General features: G+C 66.3%; 20 protein-coding genes. 5 read left to right on the plus strand and 15 right to left on the minus strand.

All coding sequences use genetic code 11. From position 1 onward, the window contains the following. The first annotated feature begins 35 nt into the window (after positions 1-35). Positions 36-1,628: an L-aspartate oxidase gene (locus NHF53_RS06225; protein WP_252833527.1), complete on the plus strand. Its 1,593-nt coding sequence runs from the start codon at positions 36-38 to the stop codon at positions 1,626-1,628. A 24-nt stretch (positions 1,629-1,652) separates the two neighbouring features. After that, the gene (gene nadC, locus NHF53_RS06230; RefSeq protein WP_252833528.1) at positions 1,653-2,561 is read left to right on the plus strand and encodes a carboxylating nicotinate-nucleotide diphosphorylase; all 909 of its coding nucleotides are present in this window, start codon (positions 1,653-1,655) and stop codon (positions 2,559-2,561) included. A gap of 11 nt (positions 2,562-2,572) precedes the next feature. On the opposite strand, the gene NHF53_RS06235 is transcribed toward nadC, so the two are convergent. From NHF53_RS06235 to NHF53_RS06270, 8 genes are all read right to left on the minus strand, one after another. Next, a complete protein-coding gene (locus NHF53_RS06235) occupies positions 2,573-3,547 on the minus strand; it encodes an NAD regulator (protein WP_252833529.1) in 975 nt (324 codons plus the stop codon). Further along, the gene (locus tag NHF53_RS06240; RefSeq protein WP_252833530.1) at positions 3,544-4,080 is read right to left on the minus strand and encodes a tyrosine phosphatase family protein; all 537 of its coding nucleotides are present in this window, start codon (positions 4,078-4,080) and stop codon (positions 3,544-3,546) included. Before NHF53_RS06240 ends, NHF53_RS06235 begins: the two co-directional genes overlap by 4 nt. Then, positions 4,077-4,688, minus strand: coding sequence for an HD domain-containing protein (locus NHF53_RS06245; RefSeq protein WP_252834924.1), 612 nt, complete (start codon positions 4,686-4,688; stop codon positions 4,077-4,079). The genes NHF53_RS06240 and NHF53_RS06245 overlap by 4 nt, the downstream gene beginning before the upstream one ends. A gap of 21 nt (positions 4,689-4,709) precedes the next feature. After that, positions 4,710-5,546: a folate-binding protein YgfZ gene (locus NHF53_RS06250; RefSeq protein WP_252833531.1), complete on the minus strand. Its 837-nt coding sequence runs from the start codon at positions 5,544-5,546 to the stop codon at positions 4,710-4,712. A gap of 70 nt (positions 5,547-5,616) precedes the next feature. Continuing rightward, positions 5,617-6,384 carry a hypothetical protein gene (locus NHF53_RS06255; RefSeq protein WP_374591036.1) on the minus strand — a complete coding sequence of 256 codons (768 nt, stop codon included), beginning with the start codon at positions 6,382-6,384 and terminating at the stop codon, positions 5,617-5,619. Positions 6,385-6,403: 19 nt separating this feature from the next. Further along, complete coding sequence (locus NHF53_RS06260; protein WP_170141799.1) at positions 6,404-6,661, minus strand: hypothetical protein; 258 nt, start codon at positions 6,659-6,661, stop codon at positions 6,404-6,406. A 103-nt stretch (positions 6,662-6,764) separates the two neighbouring features. Further along, positions 6,765-7,205, minus strand: a complete 441-nt coding sequence (locus NHF53_RS06265; RefSeq protein ID WP_374591039.1) for a TIGR02301 family protein — start codon at positions 7,203-7,205, stop codon at positions 6,765-6,767. Then, entirely contained in the window at positions 7,195-7,617 is a 423-nt protein-coding gene (locus tag NHF53_RS06270) for an NUDIX hydrolase (RefSeq protein ID WP_252834927.1), read from the minus strand. The genes NHF53_RS06265 and NHF53_RS06270 overlap by 11 nt, the downstream gene beginning before the upstream one ends. A gap of 147 nt (positions 7,618-7,764) precedes the next feature. Here NHF53_RS06270 and NHF53_RS06275 point away from each other — a divergent pair, with 147 nt between their 5' ends. After that, on the plus strand, positions 7,765-8,529 hold the full coding sequence (locus NHF53_RS06275; RefSeq protein ID WP_252834928.1) for an SOS response-associated peptidase: 765 nt from the start codon (positions 7,765-7,767) through the stop codon (positions 8,527-8,529). Positions 8,530-8,543: 14 nt separating this feature from the next. Here NHF53_RS06275 and NHF53_RS24065 read toward each other — a convergent pair whose 3' ends face one another. From NHF53_RS24065 to NHF53_RS06285, 3 genes are all read right to left on the minus strand, one after another. Beyond that, positions 8,544-8,678, minus strand: coding sequence for a hypothetical protein (locus tag NHF53_RS24065; RefSeq protein WP_256481253.1), 135 nt, complete (start codon positions 8,676-8,678; stop codon positions 8,544-8,546). A 171-nt stretch (positions 8,679-8,849) separates the two neighbouring features. Then, complete coding sequence (pssA, locus tag NHF53_RS06280) at positions 8,850-9,701, minus strand: CDP-diacylglycerol--serine O-phosphatidyltransferase (RefSeq protein ID WP_252833532.1); 852 nt, start codon at positions 9,699-9,701, stop codon at positions 8,850-8,852. Positions 9,702-9,724: 23 nt separating this feature from the next. Beyond that, a complete protein-coding gene (locus NHF53_RS06285) occupies positions 9,725-10,423 on the minus strand; it encodes a phosphatidylserine decarboxylase (RefSeq protein ID WP_252833533.1) in 699 nt (232 codons plus the stop codon). 245 nt (positions 10,424-10,668) lie between these two features. On the opposite strand from NHF53_RS06285, the gene NHF53_RS06290 reads away from it, so the two are divergent. Next, positions 10,669-11,976, plus strand: a complete 1,308-nt coding sequence (locus tag NHF53_RS06290; RefSeq protein ID WP_252833534.1) for a diguanylate cyclase — start codon at positions 10,669-10,671, stop codon at positions 11,974-11,976. Between the two features lie 6 nt (positions 11,977-11,982). On the opposite strand, the gene NHF53_RS06295 is transcribed toward NHF53_RS06290, so the two are convergent. Both NHF53_RS06295 and NHF53_RS06300 read right to left on the minus strand, forming a co-directional pair. After that, complete coding sequence (locus tag NHF53_RS06295) at positions 11,983-13,866, minus strand: ABC transporter ATP-binding protein/permease (RefSeq protein WP_114361946.1); 1,884 nt, start codon at positions 13,864-13,866, stop codon at positions 11,983-11,985. Between the two features lie 142 nt (positions 13,867-14,008). After that, positions 14,009-16,120 (minus strand): LysM peptidoglycan-binding domain-containing protein, encoded by a 2,112-nt coding sequence (locus tag NHF53_RS06300; protein WP_252833535.1) that lies wholly within the window; start codon positions 16,118-16,120, stop codon positions 14,009-14,011. 156 nt (positions 16,121-16,276) lie between these two features. Here NHF53_RS06300 and NHF53_RS06305 point away from each other — a divergent pair, with 156 nt between their 5' ends. Beyond that, positions 16,277-16,897 carry a TIGR00730 family Rossman fold protein gene (locus NHF53_RS06305; RefSeq protein WP_114361948.1) on the plus strand — a complete coding sequence of 207 codons (621 nt, stop codon included), beginning with the start codon at positions 16,277-16,279 and terminating at the stop codon, positions 16,895-16,897. Positions 16,898-16,909: 12 nt separating this feature from the next. Here the strand turns inward: NHF53_RS06305 and rarD are convergent, their stop codons facing one another. Both rarD and cimA read right to left on the minus strand, forming a co-directional pair. Continuing rightward, the gene (gene rarD, locus NHF53_RS06310; protein WP_252833536.1) at positions 16,910-17,818 is read right to left on the minus strand and encodes an EamA family transporter RarD; all 909 of its coding nucleotides are present in this window, start codon (positions 17,816-17,818) and stop codon (positions 16,910-16,912) included. A gap of 163 nt (positions 17,819-17,981) precedes the next feature. Further along, positions 17,982-19,598, minus strand: coding sequence for a citramalate synthase (gene cimA, locus NHF53_RS06315; RefSeq protein WP_252833537.1), 1,617 nt, complete (start codon positions 19,596-19,598; stop codon positions 17,982-17,984). Between the last annotated feature and the right edge of the window lie 208 nt (positions 19,599-19,806).

A 19,806-nucleotide genomic window follows, 5' to 3' on the forward strand; every position in this document is an offset into this window, starting at 1 on the left:
GCATGATCGGCCCTGGGCCGGGGGAGACCAGTCTGATGCCCACCAATATCGAATCCATCCGGCCGCAGTCGTGGCAGGGCATCGACGACATCGTGATCGTCGGGGGCGGGCTTGCCGGCCTGTTCTGCGCGCTGAAACTCGCCCCGCGTCCCGTCACCGTGCTCGCCGCCGCGCCGATCGGCCACGGCGCCTCTTCCGCCTGGGCGCAAGGCGGCATCGCCGCGGCGATGAGCCCAGGCGACACGGTCGAGAAGCACCTTGCCGATACGCTCGCCGCCGGTGCCGGGATCGTCGACGAGAAGATCGCCCGGCTGATGATCTCGGAAGGGCCGGACCGCATCCGCGACCTTCTCTCCTACGGCGTTCCCTTCGACCGCGACCTCGAAGGCCAGCTCCTGCTCTCGCGCGAGGCCGCCCATTCCGAGCGCCGCATCGTGCGCGTGAAGGGCGACCAGGCCGGCAAGGCGATCATGGAGGCGCTGATCGCCGCTGTCCGCAACACACCCTCGATCCGCGTCATGGAAGGCTATGTCGTCGAGGAACTGGTGGTCGAAGGCCGCTTCGTCTCGGGCGTCATCGCAAGGCCGGACGCCGGCAAGTCCAAGACCCGTGTTGCCTTCCCGGCGCGCGCGGTGGTGATGTGCTCGGGCGGCATCGGCCATCTCTACCAGGTGACGACCAATCCGGCGGAGGCGCGCGGCGCAGGTCTCGGCATGGCGGCGAAGGCCGGCGCGATGATCGCCGACCCGGAATTCGTGCAGTTCCATCCGACCGCGATCGACATCGGCCGCGATCCGGCGCCACTTGCGACCGAGGCGCTCCGTGGTGACGGAGCGATCCTCGTCAACGCCGCCGGCCATCGTTTCATGACCGACCTGCATCCCGATGCCGAGCTTGCACCGCGTGACGTCGTGGCCCGCGGCGTCTTCGCCGAGGTGAAGGCGGGACGCGGTGCCTTCCTCGACTGCACCAAGGCGGTCGGCGCGCATTTCCGCGAACGCTTCCCGACCGTCTACGCCTCCTGCATGGAAGCGGGCATCGACCCGGTCACCCAGCCGATCCCGGTCGTTCCGGCCGTGCACTACCACATGGGCGGCGTGCTGGTGGATGCCGATGGCAAGACGACCGTCGACGGGCTCTGGGCGGCGGGCGAGGTGACCTCGACCGGCGTGCACGGCGCCAACCGCCTGGCGTCGAACTCGCTGCTGGAGGCCGTGGTCTTCGCAGCCCGCATCGCCGAGAACATCAAGGGCATGCTGCCGGAATCGACGCTCTACGAATGGCCGAAGAACGCCGGGGAGAACGACGAGCTCGTCACGCTGGAGGACAGCCCGCAGCTTGCCGAGCTGCGCCGGCGGATGTCGGCGGAGGCCGGCGTTATCCGTTCCGGCGAGGGGCTGAAGACCCTCATCCGCGACATTGCGCGGCTGGAGCGCGAGAACACCCGCATCCGCTTTTCCAACATGGTGGCGGCGGCAAAGCTCATTGCGACCGCCGCCTATCGTCGCGAGGAGAGCCGCGGCGGGCATTTCCGCTCGGACTGCCCCGATACGGTCGAGAGCTGGCGCCACCGCACCTACATGACGCTGAAGGATGCCGAGCGGACGGCCGCCGAGATTGCCGGGTAACGTGACAAGAAGGGGAATGCCACCATGACCGCAGAGACCTTCCGCCCCGTCCTTCCGGCGCTGATGATCGAGGACCAGGTGAAGGCGGCGCTCGCCGAGGATCTCGGCCGCGCCGGCGACATCACCACCTATGCGACGATCGCACCGGAGCGCGTCGCGACGGCCGAGATGAACAGCCGCGAGGAGGGTATCGTCGCCGGCATCGAGCTTGCGCGTGCGGCCTTCCGCATCGTCGATCCCGCCGTCGTCTTCGAGGCGATCGCCGCAGACGGCGACCGGGTTGGTCCGGGGACGCCGATCGCGCGGGTGAGCGGTTCCGCCCGCTCGCTGCTTTCGGCCGAGCGCGTGGCGCTCAATTTCCTCATGCATCTTTCGGGCGTCGCCTCCTACACGGCGCGCTTCGCCGCCGAGATCGCCCATACGCGCGCCAGGGTCACCTGCACCCGCAAGACGCTGCCGGGGCTCAGGGCGGTGGAGAAATATGCCGTCCGGCTCGGCGGCGGCTCGAACCATCGCTTCGGGCTCGATGACGCGATCCTCATCAAGGACAACCACATCGCCGTCTGCGGAGGCGTGGCCGAGGCGGTGCGTGCGGCCCGCAGCTATGCCGGCCATCTGGTGAAGGTCGAGGTGGAGGTCGACACACTCGAGCAGATGCGTGAGGCGCTGACGGCGGAACCGGACGCGATCCTGCTCGACAACATGGGGCCGCAGACGCTGGGCCAAGCGGTGGCCATCAACCGGGAGCATAGCGGTCTCGACGAGGCGGGCTATTGGGCTGCGGGCCGCCGCGTGATGCTCGAAGCCTCCGGCAACGTCAATCTCTCGACGATCCGGGCGATCGCCGAGACGGGTGTCGACTACATCTCGACCTCGAAGATCACCATGGCCGCGCCGACGCTGGACATCGGGCTGGACATTACGATCGCCTGAGGCGGAAGCGTTCAGCGTCCTCCGACCTTCAGTCCAGGCGCGGGCCGCTCTTCGAGAATCTGGTGGCGGAAGCGGAAGAGGGCGGCCGGGCGACCGCCGGTTGCCGCCATAGTGCCGCCGGTCGGCTCGACCAGCTCGGCGCCCTCGACCAGGCGGCGGAAGTTCTGTTTGTGGAGATGGCGGCCGGATATCGCCTCCACCGTCGCCTGCAATTCGGTAAGAGTGAATTCCGGCGGCATCAGTTCGAAGACGACCGGGCGATACTTGAGCTTGCCGCGAAGTCTCGCGATTGCCGTCGCCATGATGCGGCGGTGGTCGAAGCGCATCGGCACGCCGAGCCGGGCCGCAAGCCCTGTGTGCCAGACGCGACCGTCGGCGACGGCCTCCTCGATGAGGCCGGCTTCGTAGAGCAGTTCGTAGCGCTCGAGCACCCGTTCCTCGTCGAACGGGAAGTCATCGAGCCCGAAGGCGAGCTTCAGGCGCGAGCGGCGTGAGAGCCGGGCGGCACCCGCGGCATCGCCGCCTGCCTCCTCCGCCCATTGCCGCAGCGCCGGCAGGATGACCTCGTCGAGGAGGATCGGACGCCCCTGGCGCCAGTCCTCCCAGGGAAGATAATTGTACCAGTCGCGCCAGTGCACGCCGGCGGCGGAAAGGGCCGCTGTCCGCTCCGGATCCATGCGCGTCAGCGCCAGATAGCCGACGGAGACGAGATGCGGGCCGGTGTCGCCGGGCATCTTGTGCCGGCCGCGGTCGCCGAAGGTGTAGAGCTGTTCGATATAGCCCATGTGGAGCGCGGTGCGCGCCTCCACGGCGACGCGCAGCGACATTTCCATGGTGCGGTAGCGCGCCGGATCGAACGGGCCGAAGGGCAGGCTTTCGAGTTCGCTCGCCGGATCGCTGACGACGAGGATCTGCGGATTGCCGCCGGAAACGGCGACGATCGCCGCGTCGAGGCTGATCTCGATCGGCGAGCTTGCCGCCGTCATGGCAGGCGGTCTCCGGAAGGCGTTAGCGGCAGCACGAAAGGCGCGTTTCCGTCGGCATCCGCACCGCGGCCGATCGCTTTCACCGCCGCGACGAGCCGACCACCGCGCCCGAGCAGCCGGTCGCCGATCTCGACGATCCGGGCATTCGGCGTGGCGTAGGGCGAGACCTGCCTGAGGCGGGTAGCGAGTTCCATCTCGTCGTCGTCCGGCCGGACCGCGAGGCTGGCGACGAGTGCTGCCGCCGGCGAGCGCGACACCCCCATCCAGCAGTGGACGACGAGGGGAGAAGCCTGGTCCCAGCTGCGGGCGAAATCGATGATCTGTGCGACGTGGACCTCCTGCGGCGCAACGAGATCGCCGGTGCCGGCGAAGGTTATGTCGTGGATGCCGAGCTTCAGGTGGCGCGCCGCGTCGATCACGCCGGGCCGATGGAAATCCTGCCCTTCCGCGAGCAGGCTGATCATTTCCCGCGCCTTGTGGCGAACGGCCATTTCGGCGATGCGGGCGAGGGGGGAGACGACGATCGCGCTCACGGTGCCGCCTTCCTGGCTTGCGCCCGCGCCGCCTCGATCGCCTCGAAGCGCTCGACGAAACGTCGCTGGGCCTCGAAGGCGGGGAGCGGCGCGACCATCAGCGTGGTGCGGTCGAAGCCGCGCGGCTGGCCGAAGAATTTCCGCGCTTCCGCCGGCGCGAAGCCGGCAAGCTCCGTCGCCTCGAAATAGGCGGCGATCCGGTCGGCCTTCTTGATTTCGTCCTTGAGGGTGCGCGAGGGATGCGGCGGCAGGCCGAAGCGCAGGTGGACGGCCGCCTCTAGCCGCTTCTCGACCACCTTGTAGTCGCCGCCGACGACGGCCTTGAAGGGCGAGATCATGTCGCCGATCACGTATTCCGGGGCGTCGTGCAGCAGCGCCATCTGCAGGTCGTCGGCGCTCGCCTTCGGGTGGCCGCGGCGGAAGATCTCCTCGACGAGCAGACTGTGCTGGGCGACGGAAAAGGCATGGTCGCCGGAGGTCTGGCCGTTCCAGCGGGCGACGCGGGCAAGACCGTGGGCGATGTCGGAGATCTCGACGTCGAGCGGCGAGGGATCGAGGAGGTCGAGCCGCCGGCCGGAGAGCATCCGCTGCCAGGCCCGCGATTTCATCTGCGTGAGCGGCGGCACCGGTCAGGCCTCCTCGGCGACCGTCGGGAAATCGAGACCCGACCAGGCCGGAAGGCTAACGGTCAAAGCGGTTTCTCCGGCGAGCACCGGTACGCCCTTAGTAAGCGCCTCGCCGACGCGGTCGATGCGGACGATCGCAAGGCCCTTCTCGCCATGGACGGAACCGAGCGTGCCGACCGGCTTTCCGCCGGCGGTGATTTCCGTTCCCGGCGTGGGCAGAGGCGTCTCGCCACCGACGAGCACGACCCGCCGGCGGGCCGTCCCGCGATGCTGCATCCGCGAGACCACTTCCTGGCCGACATAGCAGCCCTTCTTGAAGCCGACGCCGCCGTTGCGGTCCATCAGGACATCGTGGGGAAAGGCGTCCTGGAGCGCGAAGTCGGCGCCCGATTCGGCGATGCCCGCGGCGATCCGGAGGTTGAGGTAGGCGCCGTCGTCCTCCCCGGCATACCGGCCCGGCCGGCGGCCAAGCACCGTCCCGGCGATCGCAAACCGCCTGTCGAGAAGGGCGGCTGCGTCTTGCTCATCGCCCCAGGAGACCGTGACGCCGGCTTCCGGTTCGGCCGTGATGGTGACCGCAGCGCGCAGCTTGTACATGGTGAGCCGCTTGACGAGATCGGCCTGCTGGCCGGCCGCGGTTTCGAGAAGGAAACCGTCACCGTCGCGCGAAATCAGGAAATCGAAGAGGATCTTTCCCTGCGGGGTCAGGAGCGCGCCGGGCCGGGCTTCGCCGACAGGCAGCGCCGCCACGTCGGTCGTGACGAGGTTCTGGAGAAAGTGCTCCGCCTCCGCTCCGGAAACCCGGATCAGGGCGCGATCTGGAAGAAACGCTGCTGGCATCGTCTGCGATTTTCCGAAGTTGCGATGTCAGAGAGTTAAGGGCTTGGCGGGCAAACGGCAAGCGCCGGTGTCAGTCGCCGGCCGTGAAGAGTTTCCACTGACCGTCCGGCGAGATGCCGACGCGGAAAAAGTTGTAGTTGCCGGATTCCTGCATGTCCGCAAAGTCGCCGGCCGTGACGATCCGGAACAGCTCCACTTTTTCAGGGGGCGTCAGCGTGGAAAGCGGCTTCTCCGCGAAATAGGGCCAGACATACATCTCCTCCGGCGTGCCGGCATTGATGTGGACGAAGCCGGTGGAGAGAACGTCGAGCAGGATCGCCAGGATTTCGACGCCCTCGCTGTCGCCGGAAAGGCCCTTGAGCGTGGCGATCGGATCGGGATCGGCCGAATCGAGCATGACCTGCGTCTGGTTCGGACCGGGATTGAGGAGAGGTCTCAGCCGCTCGATATCGCCCGATGCTGCGGCCTCGATGATCAGCTGCCGCAGCTTGCGCACCGGCTCCGGCGCCTTCTCGATGTCGTAGATGACCTCTGGCGGCGGTCCCTGGTCCTCGGGAGCATCCTCGGCGCCGCTCGTCGTGTCCGCCTTGTCGTCAGGCGTGCTGATCAGCGGGTCGGGGTCCGGTATGCCGATGACTCCGCCCGAAGGCGGCTCTGCACCGGGCGTATCCTCCACGGTCGGGGCGGGCTCTTCGGCCGGCTGCCCGCCGATCTGTTTCAATTCCGAAAGTGCCGCGGCGCTGCCGACGGTTCCGACGAGCATCATGCCGGCGATAAGAGTGGTCGCCAGGCGGCGCAAATCGCGATGCCGGCTGGCCCGAGCGGACGCCTTCTTCATCGCCGTCCCTCTTCGTCGATTACTGGATGCTGCGCGTCGGGGAGAACTCGCCTGCAACCATGCGGGCCTTGAGTTGCTCGAGGATGGCCTCGGCGCCTTCCTCTCCGTGAATGCGAATCGTCTCGCGCATGGCGAGTGCGAAGGCGGCGTCGGCGATGATTTCCGGCTCGATGCCGTCGGCCATGCCGTCCGCCCAGGCTTCGTTCTGGTATTCGAGGGCGGCCTGCATCTTCTCGTGAACGATCATGTCGTCGATGTCGTTGCGGCGCGGTTCCATGATACTCATCCTCGATGCAATCAGTTCTTACTCACGTGTTAACAACACTAGCAGCCTTTTCCTGAAACGACACGGGGTCGTGTCGAAACGGGTTAATTATTCGCTAATTTCCGTAGCGGGTCGCAATTTCCATGGCAAGTGTTGCGCCTTCGGCACGGTAGCGCTCGGCGGCTGTGGCGGCCGAAGGCGTGCAGGTCGTATAGACCGACGCAAAGGAGCGATAGCCGCGATTATAGGCCGCGACCATGCGTTCGCGGCGTTTCGGCGCTCCCGCCGTCTCGATTTCGATCAGTTTCTCCATCTGCCGGCGCCATTCCGGCTCGCTGGAGCCGCTGCAGAGGTTTCGAAGATATTGGACGGCGCCCATGATCTCCGAAAGGCGAATCAGTTGGGTGTCGTAAGGGGCTGGCTTTTCCTGCTGTTCCACGGGCGGCGGCGGTGACGCCTCCTGTGCCGCGGCGGGCAGGGCGCCGAGCAACGCGACGAGAAGGGCAGTGGCCATGGTGGCGGAGACGCGCGAGCGCGCTTTGATGTCAGCGGTCATCACGGGCACGCGCCAGCCTTTCGAGGCAGTCGAGAATGCTCGGGGGCACGGGCAAGCCGGCAATCTCGTCCGGTCGGTACCAGCCGAGATCAGCGGCATCGTCGGCGGCGAGCGCCTCCGTCTCGTCCTCGACGTCGACGAGGAAGACGGAGAGCATGAAGCCGCCGGTGCCGCTTTCCGCCTCGGCCGCGAGCTCGTAGAAATGGAAGAGCCGCGGGTTCCCGCCGCGCAGGCCCGTCTCCTCCTGCAGCTCGCGCAGAGCCGTTTCGGCCGGCGTCTCGCCCGGTTCGGCCCTGCCGCCGGGGAAAGCGTAAAGGTCGGCGGCCGGCGGATTGAGCCGGCGCACGAGGAGGATGCGGCCGTCACGTTCCACGATCGCCGACGAGGCTGAGGCAAAGGACGTCTTCGTCATGCTCATGAATATAGGTCGTCCTCTCCTTCTTGGCCCGGATTTCGTCGAATGAGAGCCGCTTCGCGGAGTATTGCGGCATCGGCGCCGCCGCGCAATGCCCTCGTCCTCTCCTTGACCGGCCGCCACGGTGGTGCCATCAATCCGCGCATGTGCGGACGCTTTTCACTGTCGGCGATGCCCGAAGAGGTACGGGACGCGCTCGGGCTATTCGAGCTCGAGGCCTTTCCCGCCCGCTACAACATCGCGCCCACCCAGCCGATCCTCGTGGTCATCCAGTCGGAGCGCCGCGAGCCGGGTAGCAACATGCCGGAGCGCCGGGCAATCCTGGTCCGCTGGGGGCTGATGCCGTCCTGGGTGAAGGACCCCAACGACTTTCCGCTGCTGATCAACGCCCGTGCGGAGACGGCGATCGGCAAGGCCTCCTTCAAGGCGGCCATGCGCCATCGTCGCGTGCTCGTCCCGGCCTCGGGCTTCTACGAATGGCACCGGCCGGAAAAGGGCAGCGACGAGAAATCGCAGGCCTACTGGATCAGGCCGCGCAACGGCGGCGTCATCGCCTTCGCCGGCCTGATGGAGACCTGGTCGTCGCCGGACGGTTCCGAGGTCGACACCGGCGCCATCCTGACGGTCGGTTCCAACCGTTCCATCGCCCGCATCCACGACCGGATGCCGGTAGTGATCGCACCGGAGGACTATGACCGCTGGCTCGATTGCCGCGCCTACGAGCCGCGCGAGGTCACCGATCTTCTCGCGGCACCCGCCGAGGACTTCTTCGAGGCGGTCCCCGTGTCGAACCTCGTCAACAAGGTGAGCAACACGGGACCCGCAGTTCAGGCGGCGGTGGCCGAAAGTCTGCCGCCGGTCGAGAAGACGGACGGGGAGGCGGGGTCAGGCCAGATGTCGCTGTTCTGACCGCCGTCGATCAGCTATGCGGCCTTCTTCGAGGAGTTGCGCTTCAACATCAGCGCCGCCGCGATCACGGCCTTCAGGCCGAGCGGTCGATAGTTGCCGTCGAGATTCTGCTTCGGGGGCGCGGCGTCAGCCGCCTTCTTCCCAGTCATTTCCGTTCTCCTGAATTGCTTCCAGTCCCTATGATTTTTTTATGGTTTTGCCTTAGAACTTGATCGAAACGACGGTTCCGGCAAATCACGTTTCGTCAACGCGGACATAATCCGAGAGCAAAGCACACGACGGTGATTCGCTCGGATGATGGCCGGAGGCGGATAGAGATTTCACAGACCGCGGTCAAGTTCCGCTTCGTTGCCGTCGCCGACGTCGTCCATGACGATCAGGGTTCCGAAGCGCCTGTGCCAGGCGCGGGCGCCGAAGGGCAGCGTGCAGAGATAGGCGATGACGGTGACCGACAGCACTTCCCAGGTGAAGCTCATCAGAAGTGCGACATAGACGACGATGCCGAGCGTCACCGGCAGCACGAGGTCACGGCGGATCTTCTGCGTCTCGGACTTGCCGGACCAGACCGGCAGCCGGCTGATCAGCAGGGCGGCGATCAGCACCGTGTATCCGGCGGCGACATAGGCGACCGGTGCCGTCGGCTGCACGCCGAGGAAGCCGAGATAGATCGGCAGAAGCACGATGAGGGCGCCGGCGGGGGCCGGGACGCCGACGAAATATTCCGATTGCCAGGGCGCCTTGTGCTCGCGCTCCGCCATGACGTTGAAGCGGGCGAGGCGCAGGCCTGCGGCGATCGCGTAGATCAGGGCGGCGATCCAGCCGATGGAGCGGGCCTGGTCGAGGATGAAGACGTAGAGCACGAGCGCCGGCGCCACGCCGAAATTGACGATGTCGGCGAGGGAGTCCATCTGGGCGCCGAATTTGGACGTCGCCTTCATCAGCCGCGCGACGCGCCCGTCGATGCCGTCGATGAAGGCGGCGGCAAGCACGAGCGTCACCGCGAGTTCGTAGCGGTTCTCGAAGGCGAGCCGGATGCCGGTGAGGCCGGAGCAGATCGCGAGCACCGTGATGAGGTTCGGCACGATCAGGCGAAGGGGTATTTCCCGGAGCCGCGGGCCTCGGGCACCGTCATGGCTGTTCTTCGGTTCGCTCGGCGGTACTTGCGCTTCCATCTCGCCCTCCTTGCCGACGGCGATCAGCTGCGGCGGCTGACGACGGGGCCCTTGGCCGAGCCGAATTCCGCAATCACCGTCTCGCCGGCGACGGCCGTCTGGCCGAGCGCCACGCGCGGTTCGGCGCCGGCCGGCAGGAAGACGTCGAGACGCGAGCCGAAGCGGATGAGACCGAAGCGTTCGCCGGCGGTGAGTGTTTCGTTCGGGTTCGCCCAGCAGACGATACGGCGGGCCACCAGGCCCGCGATCTGCACGACGCCGATATTGCCGTGCGTGGTTTCGATCACCAGGCCGTTGCGCTCGTTCTCCTGGCTCGCCTTGTCGAGTTCGGCGTTGAGGAAAGAGCCTTCGCGATAGGCGATGTTGGTGATGCGGCCGCGGACGGGCGCGCGGTTCACATGGCAGTTGAAGACGTTCATGAAGACGGAGATGCGCAGCATCGGCTGGTTGCCGAGCTGCAGCTCTTCCGGCGGCACGACCATCTGGATCGAGGACACCTTGCCGTCGGCCGGGCTGATGACGAGATCGTCGTCCTGCGGCGTGACGCGCTCCGGATCACGGAAGAAATAGGCGCACCAGACGGTCAGCACCATGCCGACCCAGAACAGCGGCTCGGAGATCCAGCCGAGAACCAGGGACCCTGCAAAGAAGGCGGCGACAAAGGGATAGCCTTCCTTGTGAATCGGAACGATGGTGTTGCGGACGGTGTCGAGCAAATTCATGGGGATCGTCTCCTCGCGGGAAATCAGGCCTGCTGACTACCGCGAAAGCCCGCCGGGGGCAATGGCACAGTCTCGAAAGACAGTGCGCGCGGCAATCTGTATCATTCTTGGACGATGCATTCGCAGGTTGGCAACTGTCATGTACTAAGTATCAACGGTTGCTTCTTAATATCGGCGCTGGTTCGTCGAACACAGGCACGGCTCCGGCGCTCGTCGCTGCGCCTTCTACTTGGGAAGTGTTCCTCATGCACGGATTCTGCAGCACTGCGGGAGTGAATGCACGGCAGGATGCCGCCCCGCTTTACTGGCATTCCACCGGGGAGGTCTCGATCCCTCCCGAACTGGAAGGGTTCGACCTTCGTCCCGGCAAGCCCGAAGGGGCCGGCGTGGCGATCTGCTTCGTGCCGCTCGGCGCCGAGCATCCCGTGTCGACGGCAGTCGCGGTCCGCCAGATCCTCGGACCGGACGAGTACCTGATCGGCGTCGCCGACGCAGCCTTCGGCGCGCCCCGCGCCGACGACATCCTGCAGGCGGGCTTCGACGACGTTCTGCTGCTCGGTCGCCTCGACGACATGACTCTCTGCCTCGCTCGTGCCCGCACCGTGCTTGCGAGACGCCGGCGGATGCGTCGGGACCTGGCCCAGGTCAAAGTCGAGCGCGACTACCTGCAGGCCTGCATCGACAGCCTGCCGACGCCGATCTTCTTCAAGAACGGCGAGGGCACCTATGTCGGCTGCAACAAGGCATTCGAAGGGTTTATCGGCCTGCCGACCGAAAAGGTGATCGGCAGTTCCGTCTACGACGTGGCGCCGGAGGATCTGGCACGCCGCTATCAGCAGGCCGATGACGCGCTCCTCGCCCGCGGCGGCGAGCAGGTCTACGAGTGCGAGGTGCGCTATGCCGACGGATCGCTCCATCACGTCGCCTTCCACAAGGCCGCGATCGTCTCGGAGGACGGGCGCCTTCGCGGCATCGCCGGCGCCATGCTCGACATCACCGACCGCAAGAGTCTCGAAGTGCGGCTGATCGACGCCGCAGCGCGCGATCCGCTGACCAATGCCTACAACCGTCGCAAGTTCTTCGAGATCGCCACCGAGGCGATCGAGCTCGCCCGCAGGGAAGGGCGTCCGGTCTCGGTCGCAGTCATCGATCTCGACCGTTTCAAGTCGATCAACGACCAGTTCGGCCATGCGGAGGGCGACCGGGTGCTGTGCGCGACCGCAGCCCTGCTCGAAGGCTGCGCCGGCGACGGCATCACCATTGCACGGGCGGGCGGCGAGGAATTCTATGCCCTCTTTCCCGGCTTCACCCTGATGCAGGCGGCTGAGATCGCCGATTCGATGCGCCGGCAGGTGTCGGATGCCGGTTTCCTTCCCGATGTCGACGAGCCGGCCGGCACGCTCAGCATCGGCGTCGCGGAGCTCGATCCGTTGCGCGGCACGCTCTGGGACGCCCTGAAGGAGGCCGACGAGGCGCTCTACCGGGCGAAGCGCTCCGGCCGCAACCGCATCTGCATCGCTCTGCGGCAGTCCGGTTACGCCAGCGAAGCCTGACGACGGTCAGACCGCCGGCGTGCGGCGGACCACGACGCCCATGTCGTCGCTCTCGCGAACCTGACGCAGATGCTCCTCCGCCTGGATCGCTTCGCGCTGGCGGTTCCACATCGAGGCGTAGAGGCCGTTCATCGCGAGCAGTTCTCCGTGGGTACCACGCTCGGCGATCTCGCCGCCCTTGAGAACGATGATCTCGTCCGCACCGATGACGGTGGAGAGCCGGTGGGCGATGACGAGCGTCGTGCGGTTTTCCGAGACCACGTCGAGGGCGGCCTGGATCTCCTGCTCGGTCGTCGTGTCGAGCGCCGACGTCGCCTCGTCGAGGATGAGGATCGGCGGTGCCTTCAAGACCGTGCGGGCGATTGCCACGCGCTGCTTCTCGCCGCCCGAGAGCTTCAGCCCGCGTTCGCCGACCTTCGTCTGGAAGCCGTCCGGCAGGTCGCTGATGAAGCGGGCGATCTGGGCGACTTCGGCTGCGGCCTGGATCTCCTCGTCGGTCGCGGAGGGACGGCCGTAGCGGATGTTGTAGGCGATGGTGTCGTTGAAGAGAACGGTATCCTGCGGCACCATGCCGATCGCCGAGCGCAGGCTCTTCTGCGTCACGTCGCGGACGTCCTGTCCGTCGACGGTGATCGAGCCCTTCTGGATGTCGTAGAAGCGGTAGAGCAGACGCGAGATCGTCGATTTTCCCGCACCCGACGGGCCGACGACGGCGACGGTCTTGCCGGCCGGAACCTCGAAGGAGATGCCCTTCAGGATCGGCCGCTGCGGATCATAGGCGAAATGCACGTCCTTGAACGAGATGGCGCCCTTTGCGATCGCCAGCTCCGGCGCCCCCGGCTTGTCGGTCACCTCCGGATCGACTTCGAGGAGGTCGAACATCTGCTCGATGTCGGTGAGGCCCTGGCGGATTTCGCGGTAGACGAAGCCGATGAAGTTGAGCGGCATCGCGAGCTGCAGCAGCATGGCATTGACGAAGACGAAGTCGCCGATCGTCTGGTCGCCGCGCTGCACGGCGAGCGCCGACATCACCATCATGGCGGTCATGCCGAGACCGAAGATCGCCGTCTGGCCGAAGTTCAGCCAGCCGAGCGAGGTCCAGACGTCGGTCGCCGCCTTTTCGTAGCGCTCCATCGACTTGTCGTAGCGCTTGGCCTCCATCTCCTCGTTGCCGAAATACTTGACGGTCTCGAAGTTCAGGAGCGAGTCGATCGCCTTCGTATTGGCCTCCGTGTCGCTGTCGTTCATCGACCGGCGGATGCCGATGCGCCAGTCGCTCGCCTTGATCGTGAACCAGATATAGGCCCAGACGGTGATCGCGGTGACGGCGAGATAGGAGAAGCCGTAGCCCCACCAGAAGATCACGGCCGTCAGCAGGAATTCGAGCAAGGTCGGCACGGAGTTGAGGATCGTGAAGCGGACGATCGTCTCGATGCCCTTCGTGCCGCGTTCAATGATGCGCGAGAGGCCGCCGGTTTTGCGCTCCAGATGGAAGCGCAGCGAGAGCTGGTGGATATGGACGAAGGTCCGGTAGGCGAGCTGGCGCACCGCATATTGGCCGACGCTCGCGAAAAGCGCGTCGCGGAGCTGGTTGAGCCCGACCTGGGCGATGCGGGTGAGATTGTAGAGGATGACGAGCGCGACGGCGCCGAGCAGGAAGGCAGGCAGCAGCCCGACCATGTCGAGCCGCCCGTTCAGCGCATCGGTCGCCCATTTGAAAAAGTAGGGAACGAGAAGCAGGATGAACTTCGAGATGACGAGGAAGACCGTCGCCCAGACGACGCGCGCCTTGAGGTCCGGCCGGCCGGAGGGCCACATGTACGGCCAGAGATTGACCAGCGTTTCGAGCGGATTGGAGGAATCCGCCGATACGGTCTTCTTCTTCGTCATGTTGCCTGCCCCTCGCGTCAACCGTCGTCAGATGAAATCGGCGGCCTCTCGGAGGCCGCCGACTTTCGCCACATAGGATTTCGAATATGCGTGTGCAATGGAGGACCCGAAACTTTTGACGGGGCCCGCCTCCGCACCGCCGTCAGTCGATCGTCTCGCCCTGCAGGCGCTTGCGATGCAGCTCTTCCGCATTCGGAAGGGCATCGTGCGGCACCTGGAAGACCTGGCCGGGCTCGATCAGGTCCGGATTGCTGATCTTGTTGGCGTTGGCGAGATAGATGGTCGTGTAGCGAACCCCGAGACCGTAGACGCGGCGCGAGATCTGCCAGAGCGTATCGCCACGGCGGATGATGACCGTGTTCTTGCTCTCGGTGAGTGGTGCCTGCTCGATCGTCTTCGGGGCGTCGGCGGCCGTTTCTGTCGGAGCCTGTGCCGGTTGCGCTGCCGGGGCCGCCGCTTGCGGCTGAGCGGCGGGTTCTGCTTGCGCTTCCGCCTTCTCCGCGGGCGGCTGGGCTTCGGCGACCGCGGCGGCCGGCAGCGGCTCGAGGACGGCGTTGATCAGTTCGGCGATCTTCGGCAGCCCGTCGCGGACCGAGTCGGCGTCGGCCGAAAGCGCCTTCAGCGCTTCGAGCGCGTTGCGGGCACGCGCCGCCGTCTGCGTCACGAACTGGGCATAGTCGGAATCGACACCCGCGCCGAGGCGATAGTCGATGAGTGACTGAAGGGCGATCTCGGTCGCCGAACGGGCGGCGGCGAGCTCCTCGGCTGCCGGCTTCTTGCCGTCGGCAAAGAGCCCCTGCAGGATGCCGAAGGCCTTGCCGACCGAGCCACGCATGGTTTCGAAGGTTGCACGGTCGAGCGGCACCATGGCAGCCTGTTGGCCGGCTTCCGGAGCCTTCGACTGCGCGACCACGGCGACCTGGTGCCCTTCGGGGCGGTTGAACGGCACGGAGGCGCGCACCAGCACCCTGCCGTCCGCGTCGAGCAGTTCCGCCCGGATCGTGTGATCGCCGACCGCAAGCGCGATCGTGCCTTCGATGACGAAGTGACCGGTGTTGTCCGCCGTCGCGGCGCCGATCAGCGTGTCGTCCGCCGAGGCGCGAACCGCGCTGCCCGGCGCGGCGGTACCGGCGACGAAGATGCGATCGCCCTCGATCTCGACGGCGCTCACCTGGACTTCGGGGGCGGGTGCGGGCTTGGCGGCCTCGGTGGGCTGCTGTGTCGCTGCAGCGTCCTGCGGTGCCGCCGTGGCCGGCGGTGCTTCGGCCGTCTGCGCGCCAGGAGCCTCTTCCGACGGAACACGGGCCTTCTTGTCGGCCTGGTTGACGGTTTCCGGTGCCGTAATCACGCGGCTCGCCTCGCCGGGCTTGGTGACCATGGCGAGCAGGTTGCCGTTGCCGTTCTCGGGAATGGAGATCGTCGCGACCTCTTCCGAAGTGACGACCTTTCCGTCCTTGCCGGTGACGCGCAGTTCGAGCGAGTGGTCGCCGGGCGAGAGCGGCTTGTCGAGAATGACGGCGAAGTCGCCGCTGATGCCCACCTCGGTCTCGAAGATGACCGTGTCGCCGTCGACGATCGCGAGTTTCGAGCCGGGTTCGGCATTGCCGGCGATGACGGCCGAGCCGTCCGGTTCGACGCGCAGCACGTCGAAGCGCGGGATGATCGGGCCGGTCGCCGGTGCATCGGCGGCAGCCGGCTGCTCCGTCGCGGCCGGAGCCTCAGCCTGAGGTGCCAGGGCTTCCGGCGCCATGTCAGGCTTGCCCGCCAGCGCGTCGATGACCTTGCCGATGGCGGTCGCCGCGGCGGCCGGATCGGAAGGCAAGGTCCTGAGGAGGGCGAGCGCCTTTTCGGCATTGCCGCGTGCGGCCGTCATCGTCTCCTTGACGCCGGCTTCGAGCACGTCGGGTATGTCAAGCGTGGCGAGCGCGGAGAGCGCCTTTTCGACTTCCGCCTTCGCACCGGCATAGGCTTCTGCCGCGGGCACCTTGCCGTCGGCAAAGAGCGAGACGAGAGCCTGGGCGGCCTTTTCGGCATCGGCCTTCAGGCGCCCCATCTTCTCGCTCGCCGCCGCGAGGTCTCCCGAGGGTTTGGCGGGCTCGGGCGCAGGCGTCTTGGCGGCATCGCCGCTTGCTGTCGTCGTTTGGGCCTTGTCCTTCCCGTCGTCCGAAATCCTCGGCATGACGAAGAACACCATCAGGATCGTCGCAATCGCGAGCACCAGCAAGGCCAGCAAGCCGGCACGATTTTTCATCATAGTCACTCTCCGGGCGGATAGGCCGCCATATCCCTTGGAATTGCTAGCCTTATCTCGCCACTTTCACAAGCTTTCTCAACGGATGGCGGCTTTGCGCCGACAGCTTTTTCGTCAATTCGGTTGACCTTGCCGGCGCATGATTGTCTTTCTTCCTTCATGAGCGAAAACATGAATACGATTCGATCCGTCTGCGTCTATTGCGGCTCCCAGCCGGGACGCGATCCCGACCATATCGCCGCCGGCCGCGCGCTCGGCCGGTCGATCGCCGCGCACGGGCTGCGGCTCGTCTACGGCGGCGGCACCCGCGGCATCATGGGAGCGGTTGCGGGCGGGGTGCTGTCGAACGGCGGACAGGTCACCGGCATCATCCCCGAATTCCTGGTGGACATGGAGGCGACGCGCCATTCCCTCGGCCAGCTCAACGAGCTGATCGTCACGGAGGACATGCACGCCCGCAAGCACAAGATGTTCGAGCGCGCCGACGCCTTCATCACGCTGCCGGGCGGCATCGGTACGCTGGAGGAGATCGTCGAGATCATGACCTGGGCACAGCTCGGCCGTCACGAGAAGCCGATGGTCTTCGCCAATATCAACGGTTTCTGGAACCCGATGCTGGAACTGCTCCGCCACATGCGCGAGCAGGGTTTCATCCACACCGCCGAGCGGGTGCAGCCGCTCGTCATCGACAATGTCGAGGACATCATCCCGGCGATCCTCGAGAAGGTCGAGGGCGTGCGCGACCTCGACGGCGCCGACGAGGTGATCGCAAAGCTCTGACTGTCTCGGCCCTTACTGTTTGCGGTATTGCCTCAGCATCGGCCACACGAAGATGGTGAGCGCGAGCCAGATCAGCGGGAAGGCGATCATCTTGGCGGTGCCGAATGGCTCCTTGAAGACGAAGACCGCGATCAGGAAGATCATCGTCGGCGGCAGGTACTGCATGATGCCGATGGTCGAGAGGCGCAGGAGCTTGGCACCGTTGGCGTAGAAGAGCAGCGGTACCGCCGTCACGACGCCGGTTCCGAGCAGCAGCAGCGCGTCGCTCGCTCCGGTCGAGAAGAAGTGGCCGTGGCCGGTCGCGCCGAGATAGGCGATGTAGCCGAGCGCCGGCACGCTGAGCAGCAGCACTTCGAGGAGAAAGCCCTGGTTCGGTCCGATCGGCAGGGTCTTGCGGAAGAAGGCATAGAAGCCCCAGGAGAAGGTGAGGCCGAGCGCCACCCAGGGCAGTCCACCGGCGTCGTAGGTCAGCACCGCGACGGCGATGGCGGCGAGCGTGATCGCCACCTTCTGCGCCGGCGCGAGCTTCTCCTTCAAGAGCACGGCGCCGAGGAAGATCGAGAACAGCGGATTGATGAAATAGCCGAGCGCGGTGTCGAGCGCACGGCCCGCGCCGATCGCCCAGACATAGATGCCCCAGTTGATGCTGATGAGCAGGGCGGTGACCGCGGCCATGCCGAGCATGCGCGGATTGCGGATGGCCGCTTTCAGGTCGTCCGTTCGCCGGAGGATGAGGAGCACGCTGCCGGCGATCGGGATCGACCAGAGAACGCGGTGGGCGATGACCTCCGTCGGCGGGATATGGGCGACCGCCTTCATGTAGAACGGCAGGAAACCCCAGAGCATGTAGGCGGCGAGCGCAAAGGCGAAGCCGCGCGCGCTGTCCTCGTTCTTGACCTCGACGGCGGTGTCGGTCGCCATGGCGTTTCCATCCTTTGTTGTTTTAGGCGCTTGCGATACTCCATGAGTCACGAATGGACAAATTCATTCCGGTGAAGGGTCGGTGACCGGAATTGAACGCCGGCTCCCGCGCCGCGAGCCGTGTCGCGGCGCGTCATAGCCTGCCGACTATCCGAGGCGGGCCTTACTCCGCCGCGATCTTGCCTGCGAGCTGACGGTTCTTCATCAGCTTGTAGACGATCGAATCCATCAGCGCCTGGAAGGAGGCGTCGATGATGTTCTCCGACACGCCGACCGTCCACCAGCGCACGCCCGTCGCGTCGCCGGATTCGATGAGGACACGAGTGATCGCCTCGGTGCCGCCGTTGAGGATACGCACCTTGTAGTCGGTGAGTTCGAGGTCGCCGATCTCGGCCTGGTACTTGCCGAGGTCCTTGCGAAGCGCGATGTCGAGCGCGTTGACCGGGCCGTCGCCCTCGGCGACCGACATGACGCTCTCGCCGTCGATGACGAGCTTCACGACGGCCTCGGACACGGTCTTCAGGTGACCGTTGGCATCGAAGCGCCGCTCGACCATCACCCGGAAGCCGTCGATCGAGAAGAAGTCCGGAACGGTGCCGAGCGTGCGGTGGGCGAGCAGCTCGAAGCTCGCATCGGCGCCCTCGTAGGCATAGCCGGTCGCCTCGCGCTCCTTGACGATCGAGATCAGCCGGTCGAGGCGTGGATCGTCCTTCTCGACCGCGATGCCGCGGCGCTTCAGCTCGTTGATGAAATTCGCCTTGCCGCCCTGGTCGGAGACCATGACCTTGCGGAAATTGCCGACACTCGCCGGATCGACATGCTCGTAGGTGCGCGGGTCCTTGAGCAGCGCGGAGGCGTGGATGCCCGCCTTGGTGGCGAAGGCGGACGCGCCGACATACGGCGCCTGATGCTCGGGCGAGCGGTTCAACAGCTCGTCGAAGGCGTGCGAGAGCCGTGTCAGGCCGGCGAGCGTCTCATGGTCGATCGCCGTCTCGAAACGCTCGGCATAGGTTTCCTTGAGGCAGAGGGTCGGGACGAGCGTCACGAGATTGGCATTGCCGCAGCGTTCGCCGATGCCGTTCAGCGTTCCCTGGATCTGCCGCGCTCCGGCCTCGATCGCGGCCAGCGAATTGGCAACCGCCTGTCCGGTGTCGTTGTGGGCGTGGATGCCGAGCGCGCTGCCCGGCACGCCGGCAGCGATGACGGCGGCGACGATCGTGCCGACTTCCGGCGGCTGCGTGCCGCCATTGGTGTCGCAGAGCACGACCCAGCGGGCGCCCGCCGCGTAGGCGGTCTTCGCGCAGGCGACGGCATAGTCGGGATTGGCCTTGTAGCCGTCGAAGAAATGCTCGCAGTCGACCATGGCGGTCTTGCCGGCGGCGATCGCCGCCTCGACGCTCTCGCGGATGCTTGCGAGGTTCTCCTCGTTGGTACAGCCGAGCGCGACCTTGACGTGGTAGTCCCAGCTCTTGGCGACGAAGCAGACGGCATCGCTCTTCGCCTGCAGGAGCTGGGCGAGGCCCGGATCGTTGGAGGCGGAAATGCCTGCCCGCTTGGTCATGCCGAAGGCAACGAAGGCGGCGCGGTTCGTGCGCTTCTGCGTGAAGAAGGCAGTGTCCGTCGGGTTGGCGCCGGGATAGCCGCCCTCGACATAGTCGAAGCCGAAGTCGTCGAGCATCGAGGCGATGGCGATCTTGTCCTCGACGGAAAAGTCGATGCCCGGCGTCTGCTGTCCGTCGCGGAGCGTCGTGTCGAAGAGGTAGATCTTTTCGCGTGTCATGCTGCAATCCTCAGGCAAACGTTCGTATTCGGGGTTTCCCCCCCCTCTGTCACTGCGTGACATCTCCCCCACAAGGGGGGAGAGTGGTGGCCGCTGGTGCCGCGCTCCCCACCTCCCCCTTGAGGGGGAGGTCGCCGCGATGCGGCGGGTGGGGGTGAACCACACCGCGAGTTCGACGCGTGGGTCCGGGGTCCAAGCTACGACCGTG

Origin of the sequence: Ciceribacter sp. RN22 (assembly GCF_024054295.1) — a bacterium.
In the GTDB taxonomy this organism is placed as follows: domain Bacteria; phylum Pseudomonadota; class Alphaproteobacteria; order Rhizobiales; family Rhizobiaceae; genus Allorhizobium; species Allorhizobium lividum.

Bases quoted from the DNA above. Each gene is read 5' to 3' on its own strand.
- rarD (WP_252833536.1), bottom strand. From the start codon at position 17,818: ATGGCGACCGACACCGCCGTCGAGGTCAAGAACGAGGACAGCGCGCGC.
- NHF53_RS06275 (WP_252834928.1), top strand. From the start codon at position 7,765: ATGTGCGGACGCTTTTCACTGTCGGCGATGCCCGAAGAGGTACGGGAC.
- NHF53_RS06295 (WP_114361946.1), bottom strand. From the start codon at position 13,866: ATGACGAAGAAGAAGACCGTATCGGCGGATTCCTCCAATCCGCTCGAA.
- NHF53_RS06300 (WP_252833535.1), bottom strand. From the start codon at position 16,120: ATGATGAAAAATCGTGCCGGCTTGCTGGCCTTGCTGGTGCTCGCGATT.
- NHF53_RS06260 (WP_170141799.1), bottom strand. From the start codon at position 6,661: ATGGAACCGCGCCGCAACGACATCGACGACATGATCGTTCACGAGAAG.
- pssA (WP_252833532.1), bottom strand. From the start codon at position 9,701: ATGGAAGCGCAAGTACCGCCGAGCGAACCGAAGAACAGCCATGACGGT.
- NHF53_RS06245 (WP_252834924.1), bottom strand. From the start codon at position 4,688: ATGAAATCGCGGGCCTGGCAGCGGATGCTCTCCGGCCGGCGGCTCGAC.
- NHF53_RS06250 (WP_252833531.1), bottom strand. From the start codon at position 5,546: ATGCCAGCAGCGTTTCTTCCAGATCGCGCCCTGATCCGGGTTTCCGGA.
- NHF53_RS06255 (WP_374591036.1), bottom strand. From the start codon at position 6,384: ATGAAGAAGGCGTCCGCTCGGGCCAGCCGGCATCGCGATTTGCGCCGC.
- NHF53_RS06305 (WP_114361948.1), top strand. From the start codon at position 16,277: ATGAGCGAAAACATGAATACGATTCGATCCGTCTGCGTCTATTGCGGC.
- NHF53_RS06285 (WP_252833533.1), bottom strand. From the start codon at position 10,423: ATGAATTTGCTCGACACCGTCCGCAACACCATCGTTCCGATTCACAAG.
- NHF53_RS06235 (WP_252833529.1), bottom strand. From the start codon at position 3,547: ATGACGGCGGCAAGCTCGCCGATCGAGATCAGCCTCGACGCGGCGATC.
- NHF53_RS06225 (WP_252833527.1), top strand. From the start codon at position 36: ATGCCCACCAATATCGAATCCATCCGGCCGCAGTCGTGGCAGGGCATC.
- cimA (WP_252833537.1), bottom strand. From the start codon at position 19,598: ATGACACGCGAAAAGATCTACCTCTTCGACACGACGCTCCGCGACGGA.
- NHF53_RS06290 (WP_252833534.1), top strand. From the start codon at position 10,669: ATGCACGGATTCTGCAGCACTGCGGGAGTGAATGCACGGCAGGATGCC.
- nadC (WP_252833528.1), top strand. From the start codon at position 1,653: ATGACCGCAGAGACCTTCCGCCCCGTCCTTCCGGCGCTGATGATCGAG.
- NHF53_RS24065 (WP_256481253.1), bottom strand. From the start codon at position 8,678: ATGACTGGGAAGAAGGCGGCTGACGCCGCGCCCCCGAAGCAGAATCTC.
- NHF53_RS06265 (WP_374591039.1), bottom strand. From the start codon at position 7,205: ATGACCGCTGACATCAAAGCGCGCTCGCGCGTCTCCGCCACCATGGCC.
- NHF53_RS06270 (WP_252834927.1), bottom strand. From the start codon at position 7,617: ATGACGAAGACGTCCTTTGCCTCAGCCTCGTCGGCGATCGTGGAACGT.